At 52.3% G+C, this 15,240-nt stretch carries 14 protein-coding genes; 5 read left to right on the top strand and 9 right to left on the bottom strand.

Annotated elements, in window-relative coordinates; genetic code table 11:
* Positions 1-51: 51 nt before the first annotated feature.
* Positions 52-1,299, top strand: coding sequence for an ABC transporter substrate-binding protein (locus ACFVVF_RS18100; RefSeq protein ID WP_387813148.1), 1,248 nt, complete (start codon positions 52-54; stop codon positions 1,297-1,299).
* Positions 1,300-1,320: 21 nt separating this feature from the next.
* Here ACFVVF_RS18100 and ACFVVF_RS18095 read toward each other — a convergent pair whose 3' ends face one another.
* From ACFVVF_RS18095 to ACFVVF_RS18070, 6 genes are all read right to left on the bottom strand, one after another.
* Positions 1,321-1,728, bottom strand: a complete 408-nt coding sequence (locus ACFVVF_RS18095) for a VOC family protein (protein ID WP_387812515.1) — start codon at positions 1,726-1,728, stop codon at positions 1,321-1,323.
* Between the two features lie 75 nt (positions 1,729-1,803).
* Positions 1,804-3,024 (bottom strand): multidrug effflux MFS transporter, encoded by a 1,221-nt coding sequence (locus ACFVVF_RS18090; RefSeq protein WP_387812513.1) that lies wholly within the window; start codon positions 3,022-3,024, stop codon positions 1,804-1,806.
* A gap of 45 nt (positions 3,025-3,069) precedes the next feature.
* Positions 3,070-5,415 (bottom strand): ATP-dependent DNA helicase, encoded by a 2,346-nt coding sequence (locus tag ACFVVF_RS18085; protein WP_387812510.1) that lies wholly within the window; start codon positions 5,413-5,415, stop codon positions 3,070-3,072.
* A 223-nt stretch (positions 5,416-5,638) separates the two neighbouring features.
* Positions 5,639-5,902 carry a cold-shock protein gene (locus tag ACFVVF_RS18080; RefSeq protein WP_387812507.1) on the bottom strand — a complete coding sequence of 88 codons (264 nt, stop codon included), beginning with the start codon at positions 5,900-5,902 and terminating at the stop codon, positions 5,639-5,641.
* A 177-nt stretch (positions 5,903-6,079) separates the two neighbouring features.
* Positions 6,080-6,418 (bottom strand): hypothetical protein, encoded by a 339-nt coding sequence (locus ACFVVF_RS18075; protein WP_387812504.1) that lies wholly within the window; start codon positions 6,416-6,418, stop codon positions 6,080-6,082.
* 34 nt (positions 6,419-6,452) lie between these two features.
* Complete coding sequence (locus ACFVVF_RS18070; protein ID WP_387812501.1) at positions 6,453-7,154, bottom strand: pirin family protein; 702 nt, start codon at positions 7,152-7,154, stop codon at positions 6,453-6,455.
* 61 nt (positions 7,155-7,215) lie between these two features.
* Here ACFVVF_RS18070 and ACFVVF_RS18065 point away from each other — a divergent pair, with 61 nt between their 5' ends.
* Positions 7,216-7,383: a hypothetical protein gene (locus ACFVVF_RS18065; protein ID WP_387812498.1), complete on the top strand. Its 168-nt coding sequence runs from the start codon at positions 7,216-7,218 to the stop codon at positions 7,381-7,383.
* 292 nt (positions 7,384-7,675) lie between these two features.
* On the opposite strand, the gene yidC is transcribed toward ACFVVF_RS18065, so the two are convergent.
* Entirely contained in the window at positions 7,676-8,497 is an 822-nt protein-coding gene (yidC, locus tag ACFVVF_RS18060) for a membrane protein insertase YidC (RefSeq protein WP_387812495.1), read from the bottom strand.
* Positions 8,443-8,790: a hypothetical protein gene (locus ACFVVF_RS18055; protein WP_387812492.1), complete on the bottom strand. Its 348-nt coding sequence runs from the start codon at positions 8,788-8,790 to the stop codon at positions 8,443-8,445. The genes yidC and ACFVVF_RS18055 overlap by 55 nt, the downstream gene beginning before the upstream one ends.
* A 301-nt stretch (positions 8,791-9,091) precedes the next feature.
* Between ACFVVF_RS18055 and ACFVVF_RS18050 the strand changes: the two genes are divergently transcribed.
* A complete protein-coding gene (locus tag ACFVVF_RS18050) occupies positions 9,092-11,083 on the top strand; it encodes a multicopper oxidase family protein (protein WP_387812489.1) in 1,992 nt (663 codons plus the stop codon).
* Positions 11,084-12,158: 1,075 nt separating this feature from the next.
* Here ACFVVF_RS18050 and ACFVVF_RS18045 read toward each other — a convergent pair.
* Positions 12,159-13,046 (bottom strand): LysR family transcriptional regulator, encoded by an 888-nt coding sequence (locus tag ACFVVF_RS18045; RefSeq protein WP_387813145.1) that lies wholly within the window; start codon positions 13,044-13,046, stop codon positions 12,159-12,161.
* A 145-nt stretch (positions 13,047-13,191) separates the two neighbouring features.
* Here ACFVVF_RS18045 and dapA point away from each other — a divergent pair, with 145 nt between their 5' ends.
* Positions 13,192-14,061, top strand: coding sequence for a 4-hydroxy-tetrahydrodipicolinate synthase (dapA, locus tag ACFVVF_RS18040; RefSeq protein ID WP_387812486.1), 870 nt, complete (start codon positions 13,192-13,194; stop codon positions 14,059-14,061).
* A 171-nt stretch (positions 14,062-14,232) separates the two neighbouring features.
* Positions 14,233-15,213 carry an aldo/keto reductase gene (locus ACFVVF_RS18035; protein ID WP_387812483.1) on the top strand — a complete coding sequence of 327 codons (981 nt, stop codon included), beginning with the start codon at positions 14,233-14,235 and terminating at the stop codon, positions 15,211-15,213.
* Positions 15,214-15,240: the final 27 nt, after the last annotated feature.

The following is a 15,240-nucleotide window of genomic DNA, read 5'->3' as shown; positions in this document are numbered from 1 at the left end:
ATTGAGGGATGACTGCTCATGCGAACTCTTTTTCATAAAATGATATTGGCTGTGGCATTATTGATTGTATTCACGGGTTGCGCGGCCAAAGAACCTGACATTTCATTTGACTCCAGTATAGAATTGAAAGTGTTGTATTCGGACAAACGAAGCTTTTATAACGACTACGGCAACTATATTAATATGGAATTTCCGAATATCGCATTTAAAGTAATCTCGTCTGCTCCTCTATATGCCAGCGACCGTCCTCTTGTCGAAACATTGCCCGAACTGGTTGCCAAAGAAACGCCGGATCTTCTCTTTATAAATGCCTATCAGCAACAAATCCTGTACGAAGACGATGCTCTTCTGCCGCTCCAGCAAGAACTAGGAGAGGCAGCCCTCGATCAAATACCGCCGGGTGTAAGGGAGGTACTAGAGCAGCAGGGAAATGGGACAGGAGAAATCTATGGTGTCGCTGCTTCATTTAGTACAGAAGCGTTGTATTATAACAAAAATGAATTCGAGAGATTAGGCATTTCCTTGCCAGAGGAAACGATGAATTGGGAGGACACCATTCGCTTGGCACGCCGATTTGCCAATTCAGATACGGCTGGTCTGTACCTAGCCAATCCAGATCCAGCTGTACTTTTTACTAAAATCGGTTTGTCTGAAGGGCTCACTTTCCTGAATAAAGACAACACGGAAATGAAGTTTCATACCGAAAGCTGGGAGAATGTTCTGCTGTCTGTAAAATCTCTGTACGACGAAAAAGCAATCCCTACCGCAGCTTCCAATTCAGACCGCTTCATAAAAGGTTCAGCCGCCATGACGATTGGCAGAGAGTCCTATCTAGAGCAGTTGGTGAACGCTGATGCTTCATTTGAATGGGGAGTTCTTCCATTGCCAAGCAATGATCCCGATGCAACTCCAATTGACTTGATGCACTTAATTTCCGTGCACAAAGAAAGCATTAATGCAGAGGAAGCCATAAAGGTCATACGGCATATTTTAAGCGGCTCGGGAAAGATATTGGATAGACAAAATAGCGTGTTGCCAGCATCGATGTCCTCCGCTACTGCCAGTGATGCCGCCCACCCCTTTCACTTTATGTATACGAAGCACGCCAAGACATATACAACCCTCAGTGATGAACAAATGAAAAGCTTTTCCGAACTTTTTAATCAGCAATTTTCCAACTATTTATCAGATACCATACAGAAAGTAATTAACGGGGAAACTGCACCAGGGAGAGGTTTGCAGCAGATCGAAGAGTTTGGCAATCAACAGCTTCAACTTGAAACGGCGCGCCGAGCCTAATTCACTCGACGCGCCGCCAATTTAGACGTATTTATCCTCTTCGGGCTGCGTAGAAATTTGCCAACGCACGCCATAAGGGTCTTCCAGCCGGCCGAATACGGTGCCCCAGAACATCCGCTCGAAGGGCATGAACAGCTTGCCGCCTGCGGATAGCGCCTCGAATGCCTGTCTGCCCTCTTGCTCCGTCTCAAACTCAAGCGTCAGCTCCAAGCCGTTGCCTCGATCGATTGGCCCCGCGTCGGCCATATAGAACACTTGACCCGCAGCATGTAGTACCAGATGCATGACCCGGTTTCTGTCCTTTTCTTCCGTTTCCGGAATATCGCCAAAGGTCTGAACGCTGACTATTTCTCCTTGCAGCGCTTCTGCGTAAAAAGCCGCTTGTGTCCGCACATCCTCGCCAAATATATAGGGTCGCAGCAGTGCCATCGGTCGCCTCCTCCACTGATTCGAGTTGATTCCTATCCTTCATTGTGCCAAAATATCAAACCGTCTGATACCCTGTTATCGTACACGCTTCACAAGCAATGCGTAACAGAGCACCGCTGCAACGTTAACCGACGCTATAACGATCCCCATCGGCAATGCGGTTCCGCTGCCGCCAAGGCCGACCAGCGGCGCCATGCAGCCGCCAAACACGAATGACAGCAGACCAATCAGAGCCGATGCGCTTCCTGCCGACTGACCTTGATTTTGCATCGCGAGAGTGAAGCTCGCTGTCGACACGAGACCGACGCTCGAAACGATGAAAAATAGCGGGATAAGAACGCCGAACAAGCCCATACCCAGCAAGATCATCACAAGCAGCGTGACTCCGCCAAGCGATGCCATGCCAAGTCCCGTAAGCAGCAGCTTGGTTGCACTGACCTTCCCGGCTAAACGGCCAGCTGTCTGGCTGGCGATAATGATACCAATGCCATTGATGGCAAAGCAAACACTGTACATTTGCGCTGACAAACCGAACAGCTCCTGCAAAACGAAGGGCGATCCGGAGATATATGCGAACATGCCGGCAATAACTAGTCCCTGTGACAGCGCATAGCCCATGAATAACCGGTCCTTCAGCAATCGCCGGAACGTCCGCAGCGTGCTGCCGAGCCCGCCCTTCAGCCGATTTTGCTCCCTAAGCGTTTCCTTCAAGCCGAACCATACGGCAAGCAGCATTAATACGCCAATGATGGCCAGTACGATAAAGACACCACGCCATGACGTCCATTTCAATATTTGCCCTCCGGCGATCGGAGCGGCAATGGGAGCGACGCCGTTGACAAGCATCAGCATCGAGTAGAACCTCGTCATCTCGGCTCCCTCATACATATCCCTTACCATTGCGCGGGAAATAACGATTCCGGCAGCACCGCCAACGCCTTGTATAAATCGCAGCAGGACGAACGTCTCAATGGACGGTGCAATGACGCAAAGCACGGACACCACTGCGTAGACGGCTAAGCCGATCAGCAGCGGCTTTCTCCTTCCCCGGACATCACTTAAAGGCCCAATTAGCAGCTGTCCAAGCGAAATGCCGAGCAGGCATGCGGTCAGACTGAGCTGCGACATCGACGTGCCCGCCTTGAAATCGCCCGCTAATTCAGGCAAGGCGGGCAAATACATATCGATCGATAAAGGCGCAAATGCAGCCAGCGAGCCCAGCAGCAGCGCCATCCACAATCTGGCCGAAGATGCCGGCTTACGATCCTCTGTCAAACGATTAGCTGTAGCATTCATGTTGAACGATCACTCCAAACTTCTTCATCATTCTATTTATAGTTATTAAGGACGAATCACTTCATACGGCAGCCACTCTTCCGGCAGCAGCCGTTCGTATTCCGGCCTCAAATACCGGTCATCCACCAGCACCAGCACACCGTTGTCCGTCTCCGAGCGAATAAGCCGCCCTCCCGCCTGCAGCACCTTATTCATGCCCGGAAATACGTAAGCGTAATGAAATCCGTTCTTGCCGGTCTCATCGAAATACGTCTTCAACAGGTCCCGTTCCGCACCGATCTGCGGCAGTCCTACCCCGACAACGACAACACCGGTCAACCGGTCGCCGACCAAATCGATCCCTTCGGAAAAGATGCCTCCCATCACCGCGAATCCAACCAATGTACGGTCTCTGCCAGCATGGAAAGCAGCCATGAATGCATCCCGATCCTCTTCCGACATCGCCGGCTGCTGCAGCAGCGTATCGAACGGCAGCGTCTCCCCTTCTGCCAATAAGGTCTCATAACAATCATTCATATAGGCGTATGACGGGAAAAATACGAAATAATTGCCGGGGCGCTCCGTTGCCAGCCGGTTCAACAGTTGTGCAATCGGCCTTCTCGACTCCTCCCGGTCCCGATAGCGGGTCGAGATCGGCACCAGCTGTACATCGAGCTGTTCACGCGAGAACGGCGTAGGTACTGCTAACGTGTAATCCTCTGGCGCAGCTCCAAGCATGTCCATATAGTAAGCAGCAGGTGAAAGCGTAGCTGAAAAATAAATTTGCGACCGGTATCCCTTGCCCGTCTGGCGAAGCAAATGCGAGGGGTCGAGGCAGAACAGCTTCATCCGGACATCCCCTCCCCGCACCTCGGTATAGGTGAGGAAGCGTTCGTCATAAAGCTTAGCGGACCGCAAGAAGGCTTGCGCTCCGAAATAAACGTCCAGCAATAGAGCTTCGGCTTCCGCTTCTGGACTGACGGCACCCTCGGCTGAGCCCGCTATAGCGCCCATGCGGCGATTGCTGAGCCACGTCTCCGCCGCTCCAACGAATACCTCCAGCAGACCGATTAACTCCTCTGGCAGTTCCCTCTCTGAACGCTCCCTCTCATCTCCGCATGCCTTGCGCAGGGCGATAAAGTAATCATTCACCGCTTTAGCTGCAGCATAACCTTCCCGGTACACCGGCTTAAGCAGGCGCTGCAGCGCTAGGAACGAAGCTTTCTCCAGCTCGGCAGAGAACATTTCCCGCGCCCGGTCAACCAAGTTATGCGCTTCATCGACAAGCAACGCCGTCTGTTTCTTCTGCTCGCCAAGCATCCGTTTCAACGACACCCTCGGATCGTAGATATAGTTATAATCGCAAATGATAACATCCGCAGCATAAGCGGCGTCCAGCGAAAACTCAAATGGGCAAACCCGGTGCTTGCGGGCGTAGCGCTCTACAACCTCACGGGTCATATTTGTCTCATTGCCAAGCAAATCAAGCAGCGCTCCGTTCACCCGGTCATAATAGCCGTCCGCATATTCACAGTGGTGCTTATCGCAGCGCTGCTCCTCCTGGAAGCAAATGCTTGCCTTCGCGGTTAGCGTTACAGCATGAATGCGAAGCCCCTTCACCGCCATCCGGGCAAAAGCATCCTCCGCGGCTGTCCGCGTCGTCGTACGGGCCGTCAAATAAAATAGACGGCTGAGCAGCCCTTCACCCATCGCCTTGACGGCGGGAAACGTCGTTGAGATCGTTTTGCCAATACCAGTTGGCGCTTTGGCGAACAGATTGGCACCCTCCTCAATCGTCCGATATACGGCTCCGGCCAGTTTCCGCTGTCCGCTCCGGTACATGTCGAAAGGAAAATCCAGCTGGGAGATGCTCGTATCCCGCTCCTCTGCGTGACGCAGCAGCATCCGGGCATAGGGCGCATAATCACGCAGCAGATCCTTCATAAACTGCTGCAGCTCCGCAAAAGATGCTGCACGTCTAAATACGCGGCGCTCGCCGGATTCCACGGATACGTAGGTAAGCTGAATTCCAATCTCTTCTAGACCCTGTTCAGCCGCATACATATAGGCATAGCAGCAGGCTTGAGCCCAGTGCACCGGGATACCTTCCTCTCCCAGCCGTGACAAGTCTGCACGAGTCGATTTGATTTCGTCAATCGTTACGCTGCCCTCCTCGCTAACCAGAAGACCGTCACAACGGCCATCTATTCGAAAAGTCAGCTCTTCATAATCGATAGCTGCGCAGAGATACACTTCCTTCTGATCCTGCTCGCCATACTGCTTCTGCACCTGCTGATGCACCCGCGTCCCTTCCGCCATCGCATCGGCCATTTGAAAGCCGGACTCGATGCTGCCTGCGCGGTACACATATTCCACGAGCGGTCTTACCGCGATCGCAACTTCTTTTTCCATGGCCATGCCATCACCCGATTCTGGTTACGCGCTGCCGCAAACCATCCGTTTTGTTCCGCTCTATCCAGTATAGCACACATACGTTCGCCCTTTGATCAAAAAAAAGATGCCCTATAGGGGCAATATCATTAAGTTAAGCCTTAACTTAATGATATGCCAGCAGGGCATCTGCATCGTTGACAGTCGGGATGCTCCGAGGAGCATCCCATCTAAGCTCAGCCTATTACTCAGCCGTAGCCGCGACCGCCTTCAGCTTCAAGTTGTCATTAGCATTTACAAGCATGGGCAGCATCCGCTCTCCACTCACCATCGGAGAATTGCAGAGCAAGCAAGTTGGAGCCTGTTCGAACGAAAAGTTCTCGCGCATCCAACCGTTGCAGTCGTCACTTGCGCAGGACCAGATCTTTGTGTTGACCTCTGGAATTTCCTCTTGAATCTTTTTCCGGTTATAGATCGGTAACGCCCCCTTCCTGAAATCAAATTCCACAATATGCTGACTGACTATTTTATCGTTTCTTTTTTAAAAAATTCCATTCATCCTAATAAAAATTTTTTTATCGCCAAGTATGTTTATCCGGCTTGCAACATGTATATTGTAAACTTGGTCATATGATTAGTAAACTAAATCCTTCATTCCCAACCTGATATTTCATAATCCAACCGTTTAAAGTTTGTAGCCAAACTCCTGTGGAATATACGTAATGCTGGATTTCGCAGAAAAGGTAAGGATGTGACTGGCCTTATCATATTTTACCGTATCTTCCTGGGCGTAGAACCAAATTTTCTCCGTCGGCTTCTCTTCTCCATAATGACGGAATAGAAATACGTTCAGCTCGCTGCGCCATTTCAGCAGCTCCTCCACATCTTCCTCCGGAGGATTCTGAACCTCAAATGACCACTGGCTTCCTTCGGCCTGCTCCGCCTGATAGGTAACCGGCTGCCGATCGGAATCGACAAATGTCCTTCCTCCCACAGCATGCTTAATCAGTAACGTTTCGTGCACGTAAAGCCCTCCCATCCTTCTCTTTGTCTGTATATCAAGGCAAGTCGATGAACAATACGAATGCGCTCTCTTCACCCGTCCGCAGCAAAATATCGGGCTCAAACTGCGCGCGAATGGAATCCTTCGGCCCCATGCTGAATCCGTTAATATCTACGCTGCCTTCAATAACCATGGCAAATACCCTTCTGCCGGGCTGCTGGTTATGATAGAGCTTCTTGCCAGGCTCCAGACGGCCCAGATAGATCGTCAGATCCTGATGGATGCTTGCCGTGCCGTTTGCGCCATCCGGTGTAACGATCGGGACAAACGCATTGGTCAGCTTGTCGTTGTCGTAGCTTACCATCTCATAGGACGGCTCCAGACCTTTCTCCTGCGGCATAAACCACAGTTGAAAAAACTGGCATTCTTCCGTATCGGAAGCATTGTACTCGGCGTGAATAATGCCGCTGCCTGCAGTCATCCGCTGCACCTCGCCTGCGGAGGTGACTTCGATATTGCCCAAATTGTCCTCATGCTTCAATTTTCCGGCCAATGGGATCGTCACGATCTCCATATCGCTGTGCGGGTGGGCTCCGAAGCCGCGTCCCGGGGCAACAACGTCATCATTAAGTACGCGCATAACGCCAAAGCCGTAATTATCCTGGTCGAAGTAATCGCCGAAGGAGAAGCTTCGCGCGCTGCGCAGCCACCCTAAGTCAACCGAGTTCCGTTCATTTGCCGGAAATAGTTTTATCATATGAAATTCCTCCTTTGGGGCATTCTAACGATCATAACTCAGGGAGTGTGATGGGACGACGATGGATAACAAAGAGAGAAATTCAGAAGAAGATCTGGTGACGGAGAAAGATATTGACGACAAGTTCGGCTTGTTCACGGAAGAGCCGCAAAGCCATGTACTGCCGAATGCCAGCGAAAGACTGACGGCAGCGTATCCCCGGCAGTCAGCCTTGAAAAAGCAGGATTAAGCGATAATGAATGAGCGATGAAAAAGAAGCGCGCGGAGCCGTTGCTTAGTCTGGCAGGCATATTGCGCCCTGCTGGACTGGCCAACCGTGTGTGTTCGCCTATTTAATCCGGAAGCTGCGGAAGGAAGCTATCGGAGGCAGTGTGAAGTTGTCTGAATTATACAATATCTACAGTATACCACTTAAAATCTTAGGTATAAAGCAAATAGCGAGCAAGTTATAGGTCTATCGCCGGAGAAAAGACAGAAAACCAGAAAAAAACGCACCCCCCTTCTGGAGATGCGTCTTGTTGTTATTTGTTCGAAACGCTTGTTGCAGGCAGTTGATCCGGCTTCAGCACGGGATACAAACGTTTGGCCAGCATCGTCTGCAAAATCATAAATGTCCCGCCGACTACCCAATATAACGGTACAGCTGCCGGTGCAGAGAAAGAGAATATCGCCATCATGACGGGCGAAATATAGCCCATAAAGGCCATTTGCTTCGCCTGCGCAGGATCAACTCCCACCTGTGAGGTGCGGAATTGAATGTAATAGATAATGCCTGCGAGAAACGGAAGCACATGGTCGGGAACGCCCAATTGGAACCACAGGAAGGAATGCTGTGCAAGCTCCGGTGTCATTTTGATCGCGTAATACAATCCGGTAAGAATCGGAATTTGCAGCAGCATCGGCAGACAGCCGATCGCTAGCGGGTTGAACTGATGCTTGCTGTACAGCTCCATCATTTCCTTGTTCATCTTCGCTTGCGACTCTGGCGTTTTGTCCTTGTACTTTTCCTTCAGCTTGTTCAGTTCCGGCTGCATAATCGCCATCTTCTGTTTCATCTTCTGCTGGCTCTTGTGCTGGCGAAGCATAATCGGCATCAGTACCAGACGCACAAGCAACGTCATTGCAATAATCGCCATTCCGTAGCTGTCGCCGAAGAACGAAGCGATATGTTGAATGAGGTACGAAAATGGGAACACGACGTAATGGTTGAAAAAGCCTGGCGTGTTCGCGTCAACCGTACCGTTGGGTGCGCCGCAGCCGCTCACGATGAGCAGAATGGCAATAACGGCTAAAAAGCGATATTTTTTAAGAAAGGCGAATGCTTGGTTTGAAGTTGTCTCCATAAAAATCCTCCTCGTTGTGTGTGTTGTTGATTTCGCAACGAGGAGCTGCAATCCGCGGATTCACCGTCGGGGGATTCTTTCCTTTTTACTTTTCGAACGAGCCAGTGCTGGGTGCGGTCCGGGCTGCTGACTTGGTGTACTAGCAGAATAAGCGGCACCCAGATGAACCGTTCCGGCGACCACCCGCCGTTGTCCTCAATAGACTGGCGAGTGAAATAGGCCGCATACGCAAATGAGCAGATAATACTGATCGAGAGCAGATAGGGAATGACCTCATGAAGTTCAATTACCAAAGCATTCACCTCCTTTAGTATAATGAGTGACATAACTTGATTTTCTGTACGGCTTATCGGCGGATAAACCCGCCTTAAGTCCAGTTGCAACCCCATCCTCGGGCTGTGTTAAGCACAGTCTTTACAAGAGTAAAATGGACTAAGCCTATTATACGGGGAGGACACGGTTTTGTATATCGCTGCGATGATTATCGCCCAAGTAAGTTTATTCCTGTCCATTATACTCTCATGGATTGCCGGAAACAAAGCATCCACTTTACTATACAGCCGCTCAGAGGAGCATCTTAATCGAAATGCCCGCATGCTAAAAGGGTGGGCCGTTGTCTTATCCGTGCCTGCCGCCGGGGTTATCGCTGCAGTCATTCTAATGCTTGCTTCCAGCAAGCCGATATTTTGGGCAGACCGATTGCTCTTGCTGCCGCTGGCCGCCGTTCCTCCGTTCATGCTATGGATCATGACTATTCCCCGGCTGCGCCGGATCCGGCAGGCTACAGGCCGCAAACGGCACAGTCCGCTTGATGTAAGACTCCGGGGACGTGCGGCTCAGCCTGCAGTTGTCCTGCCTTATCAGCTGTCGACACTTTGTTCGCTGACCGGCTTATATTTGCTGCTGACTTCTACGATGCCATCCAGTCTGTTCGGGATTGTCATCCCCCTCCTTGTGCTTGCCGTAGCAGCACTTGGGTTATGGATGTCGCATTTGAACCGCAGCTCGCGCATCGGTCTCACCGGCATCGAACCTGTGAATCGCCCTTGGAGACGCTTGATGGGCCGTTCTGCCATCGTTTTTGCCGCAGCGGCGATTGCATACTTTCCGTTTCTGTCACTCAAAAACGACAGTCTGCTTCCGGTGACGCTCGCTATGTCTTCCGGCACAATCGATTATGGCATCGGCTCCAAAATGGTTGCACATGATCATGAAGGAGAAACGGCGCATACTCATGCTGGGATCCAGCCGAAGGTGTCCGTGGATACCTTAACAGGACCGGCAGACGGGGAGCCGGATGTGCGGTTCACGCTGACAGCAGAAACAAAGACCGTAACGCTTAGCTCCGGCAAAAAAGTAGAGGCTTGGACGTTTAACGGACAGACTCCCGGCCCGGAACTGCGCGTACGCCAAGGCCAGCTGGTTGAGGTTACACTTATTAATAAAAACATCAAAAACGGAGCAACCCTGCATTGGCATGGGTTGGACGTACCCAATGCGGAAGACGGCATAGCCGGTGTTACGCAAAATGCCGTCATGCCGGGAGAAAGCTATACTTATCGTTTTGTCGCCAAGCAAGCGGGAACATACTGGTATCACTCCCATCAGGAGTCGATGAAAGCTGTGCAAAGAGGCTTGTTCGGTCCCTTGATCGTTGAGCCCGCCGAGGGACTTCCGTCTGGAACGAAAGATATTAATGTGATCAGTCACGTATGGCAGGGAGCGGACTTCACAGATCTCGCAATCGGCATCAACGACGGCATTGAACCGGTTCGAATTGCGCCAGGAACGCCAGTGCGGCTGCGGCTCATCAATACCGATGACTGGGTGCGCCAGACCTATCGGCTGGTTGGAACCAAATTTAAAGTGGCTGCAATCGACGGAACGGAGGTCATTCAACCGGGTGATTTAAGCAATGTAAGCTTGAAGCTGACAACCGGAGGACGATACGACGTAACGTTCATCATGCCGGAGACACCCGTTTATTTGGCAGTTGGCGCTGGTAAGGCAGGTGACAAACTTGGCCTGCTTATGAGCGCAAGCGGCGCAGCAGCTGTTCCCACACTAAAAAGCAGCTTTCCGCTAGCAGCCGAGTTCGATCCGCTCCACTACGGCAAGCCTGCAGAGACGCCGTTTGATGCGAACAGCTTATTCGACCGGGAGTTCAAGCTGGTGCTGGATAACAAACTAGGCTTTTACAATGGGGAGCTTGGCTTTCATTACACAATGAACGGCAAGCTGTTCCCGGACACGCCGATGTTCATGGTGAAGGAAGGCGAGCTTGTCAAAATGACGATCGTTAACCGCGGCTCCGTTGACCACCCCATGCATCTGCATGGCCACCACATGCTCGTGCTGTCGCGCAACGGAGTGCAGGCAACCGGCAGCCCATGGTGGTCCGACACGCTTGACGTTACGCCCGGGGACGTATACGAGGTTGGCTTCATCGCCGACAACCCGGGAATATGGATGGACCACTGCCACAACCTGGACCATGCCGCCGCTGGAATGTCCATGCACCTCATGTACGAGGGAGTCGACTCCCCTTACAAGATCGGCAGCGGCACGGTTAACCGCCCGGAGTAGGCGGGCGGGATGCGGTTCGCTCCTCGCGGAGCTTGGCTCATGCCGCGGTGCGTGCCCGACAGGGGCCTGTCAGCCAGCCAGCACGCTTATTCTTGGCGTTGGCTGGCTGGGTTTGCGAGCATAAGACCCTGCGGCGGGCTTATGCTCTTGTTTTTGGCCCAATGCTGGGGGTTTAAGACCCCCACAGGGCTTTAACAGCCAGCTCATACGCCATTGTCGGGCGATTGGCTGGCTGACTTTGCAAGTTAAGACCCTATAGGGGTCTTACACTCTTTCTTTTGGCCCGATGCCGGGGCGTTACGTCCCTAGCAGGGCCTTACAGCCAGTTCATACGCCATTTTCGAGCGAATGGCTGGCTGATTTTGCAAGTTAAGACCCTATAGGGGTCTTACACTCTTTCTTTTGGCCCGATGCTGGGGCTTTTAAGACCCTCCCAGGGCCTTAAAAGCCAGTTTATGCGCCATTTCGGGGCGGTTGGCTGGCTGATTTTGCGAGTTAAGACCCTATAGGGGTCTTACACTTTTGCTTTGGCTCAAATGCTGGGGCGTTAAGTCCCTCGCAGGGCTTTAACAGCCAGGTCATGCGCCATTTTCGGGCGATTGGCTGGATGATTGCAAAGTTAGTTTACTTATTGGCGACCACGTTTGAAGATGACGAGGAATATTTAGAAGGGGGCGATCATCCGCACAGACCAGGGGCTACAGCGAAGCAGACTCGCTGTTTAGCGAAGCTAACTTCGCTGTACACCTAAAGTTGGGGGGGCGTAGTTCAATTAGCGAAGCAAATTTCGCTTTTCGTGAACTTAGGTTCGCCAACAGCGAAATTTGCTTCGTTCCGCCACAGTCACGGCCTCGCACCAACTTCTGCAACGAAGTTCTCTTCGCTAATTTGCGAAGCTGCTTCGTTGTAGACCAAATGTGTCTTCAAATCGCATCTGTCCAGCAGCGATGAACTGGATAAATCGGCCCGAACTTTCCCATGATAATTTCCGCTCCATGCGCGGTGCCATCAAGGCACGCACCCGGTAAACGGTCGCACGTCGGCGGTCAACCCTCATTAGCCCCACCCCAGAGTATCAGCCAATCTCCTCTTCGCTGCCTCCCAGCATATCGATGAAGGCCTGAAGCGGGCCGGACATCCATTTTTTCGGATGGATGAGGTGCTGCAGGTCAAAGCGAATGTCGGGATGTTGGAACGGGAGCGCGACCAGCTTGCCCGCCGCCAGCTCACTGGCCACAACCATTTGCGGCAGCAGGGCAATGCCCAATCCGTTGACTACACATTGCTTGATCGCCTCCGGATTGCCCAGCTCGAATAAGCTGGTGAAGGCAATCCCTCCTTCTCTCAGCACTTTCTCGAACATTCCGCGATAGATGCAGCTCTCCTCGGAAATGATCAGCTCAGCGCCATTCAAGTCACTCAGCCCTACCTTTGGGAGAAGCCCGAGAGGGTGATCCGGCAGCGCAACGAGCACAAGCGGCTCTTCCCGCACGGCCGTACATAGGAGCGAGGTATCGGCTGGCTTTACGTCCAGCAGCAGACCGATGTCGAACTCGCCTTCTTTTACCTTGCTCACAATATTGGACTCCCGCTCCGGCTGAAGCTGAATGTTCAGCCCCGGAAACATCCGCCGCAAACGCTGTAAGTAAGGCGGCAAGAAATACGCCGCTAAGGAATCGATCGCTCCGATAACGAGCGTTCCTCCCGCAGAACCCGCTACCGTTTCCCGGGATTGGTCGTATAGATCCAGCATTTGAGAGGCCAGCTTCAACAGCGCCTCTCCGGGAGGCGTTAAGCGCATATAACGGCCGTACCGTTCAAGGAGAGGCACGCCATAATGCTTTTCCAGCTTCTGAATTTGAACGGTTACGCTCGACTGCGCATAGCCCAGCTCCTCTGCCGCCCGGGTAATGCTCCTTCTTCTGGCCACCTCGCGAAAAGTATGCAAATAGACGAGATCCAGCATTTCTCGCCACCTCCTTATACTATTACGTTTATCGATGATACCCATTAATAAGTATCGATAATGATGATACTCCGATCATGCTACAGTATAGATAATCATTCAAGCCCCATTTTTTCCTATATGACAAAAGGAGTTGACCATAATGAATGAACATCAGTTAAAAGGTATTTTCGTCCCGGTCATTACCCCGTTTCAGCCTGACGGCGAGCTGGATATCCCTTCTTTCGAGCGTTACATCGACACCCTGCTGCAGCGCGGCGTGAATGGAATCGTCGTGAATGGCACAACTGGAGAGTCTCCTGCCGTAACGACAGCGGAGCTTCCCATCCTGATGGAGGCAGCATTGCGGGTGAGAGGCTCTCGGCTGCACATTCCTATTGTACTCGGTACTGGAACCAACGTTACTGCCTCCACCGTCAGCCGCACCCGGCTGGCTGGAGAGCTTGGCGCTGATGCCGCACTCGTCGTTGTTCCTTACTATAACCGCCCTTCCCAAAAAGGCATTATCGAACACTACCGCCGCGCGGCAGACACTGGCGTTCCGGTGATCGCCTACGAAATTCCGCAGCGCACTGGCGTCCGCTCCACGGCTGAGACTATTTTGAGCATACTTTCACTGGAAGGCGTCATTGGCTTAAAAGACAGCTCCGGCGGGGTCGCCCTGATGACAGAGCTTGCCCGCCATACAACGAAACCGGTGCTTAGCGGAGAGGACGAGAGTTTTCTCGCGATGCTTAGCAGCGGAGCCCAAGGCGGCATGATGGCATCTGCCAGCGTTCATACCGAGTCTTTTCTCGAAGTATATGCCCTATTCCAAAACGGCAAGCTGACTGAAGCGAGAGAGGCATTCGGACGACTGCTGCCGCTCGTTAGGCTGTTATTCCAAGAGCCGAACCCTGCTCCAATTAAATGGCTGCTGGCCGAACAAGGCCTTATCGCCTCAGACGAGGTACGGCTGCCATTGACCGGAATTACCGATGAGCTAAAAAGCCTGCTAACCAAGTGGATCTAGTTAGTTGTTCATGATTCTGGCTGCCCAATGAATAGTTAATCGCAAACGAATAAGCCTAGCTGACTGCCGGTCCTAGTTACCCTGTCGCTAGGCTTGAGGTGGATGGTTTTGGTATAATGAGCGTACAAAAGCAAACAGCCCGACTCAATGAAGCTAAAGGAGTGACAAAGCATGAAATACAATCGACTCGGCAACAGCGGACTTCGCGTGTCCGCACTAGGTATCGGCACCAACTCTTTCGGTTCCAGAGCGGATCAGCAGACATCCGAACGGATTATTAACGTTGCACTGGATCAAGGCATTAACTTCATCGATACGGCCAACATCTATTCGGCTACGGCGTCAGAGACGATTATCGGCTCTGCAATTGCAGGCAGACGGAGCGAGGTTGTCCTTGCAACGAAAGCCGGACTGCCGCGGGGAGAAGGTCCCAATGCGAGAGGCTCCTCCCGCTTTCATTTGCAGTCGGAGCTGGAGGGCAGCCTGAAACGGCTGAAAACGGATTATGTCGATCTCTATCAAATTCATACCTTCGATCCTTACACACCGCTTGAAGAAACGCTTCGCACGCTGGATGACATGGTCCGCTCCGGCAAGGTCCGTTATATCGGCGCCTCCAACTATGCAGCCTGGGAGCTGATGAAGGCGCTGGGCATTAGCGATCATCTTGGTCTGAACCGCTTCCTGTCGATGCAGACAAGCTATTCGCTTGCAGACCGGACGCCGGAGCGTGAGCTCGTACCGCTCTGCCTCGATCAAGGGCTTGGCATTATTCCTTACTTCCCGCTAGCGGGAGGCATTCTTACCGGCAAGTACGGCACAGACGGCTCCGCGCCGGAAGGCTCCAGAGCCCAAACAAACCCTAGCTTCTTAAACTTCTTCGGCGAGCGGAATCTGGAGTTGGGGCGGAATGTGAGCGCAGCAGCGCAGCAGCTGGACACAACGGCAAGCGCATTATCGCTCGCTTGGCTCATGCATCAGCCAGCCGTCTCAACCGTCATCGTAGGTGCGACAAGTGCCCAGCAGCTCGAAAACAATTTGCAAAGCGTCTCGCTGGCTCTCCAACCGGAAAGCCTGAAGGAACTGGATCAAATCAGCCGGTCCTTCCGCAATGGCGAGCCCTTCGCGCTGTATCGCCTGCCGCAGGCTTAATTCAAGCTAGAGAAACTGCGCCGAACC

It is taken from the genome of Paenibacillus sp. NPDC058174, assembly GCF_042883865.1.
In the GTDB taxonomy this organism is placed as follows: domain Bacteria; phylum Bacillota; class Bacilli; order Paenibacillales; family Paenibacillaceae; genus Pristimantibacillus.
This window is presented reverse-complemented; position numbering and strand designations above follow the sequence as displayed.

What these genes read in the sequence shown, in the direction of transcription:
- ACFVVF_RS18085 (WP_387812510.1), bottom strand. Translation starts at nt 5,415, where the DNA reads ATGGAAAAAGAAGTTGCGATCGCGGTAAGACCGCTCGTGGAATATGTG.
- yidC (WP_387812495.1), bottom strand. Translation starts at nt 8,497, where the DNA reads ATGGAGACAACTTCAAACCAAGCATTCGCCTTTCTTAAAAAATATCGC.
- ACFVVF_RS18035 (WP_387812483.1), top strand. Translation starts at nt 14,233, where the DNA reads ATGAAATACAATCGACTCGGCAACAGCGGACTTCGCGTGTCCGCACTA.
- ACFVVF_RS18065 (WP_387812498.1), top strand. Translation starts at nt 7,216, where the DNA reads ATGGATAACAAAGAGAGAAATTCAGAAGAAGATCTGGTGACGGAGAAA.
- ACFVVF_RS18070 (WP_387812501.1), bottom strand. Translation starts at nt 7,154, where the DNA reads ATGATAAAACTATTTCCGGCAAATGAACGGAACTCGGTTGACTTAGGG.
- ACFVVF_RS18090 (WP_387812513.1), bottom strand. Translation starts at nt 3,024, where the DNA reads ATGAATGCTACAGCTAATCGTTTGACAGAGGATCGTAAGCCGGCATCT.
- ACFVVF_RS18050 (WP_387812489.1), top strand. Translation starts at nt 9,092, where the DNA reads ATGCTAAAAGGGTGGGCCGTTGTCTTATCCGTGCCTGCCGCCGGGGTT.
- ACFVVF_RS18095 (WP_387812515.1), bottom strand. Translation starts at nt 1,728, where the DNA reads ATGGCACTGCTGCGACCCTATATATTTGGCGAGGATGTGCGGACACAA.
- dapA (WP_387812486.1), top strand. Translation starts at nt 13,192, where the DNA reads ATGAATGAACATCAGTTAAAAGGTATTTTCGTCCCGGTCATTACCCCG.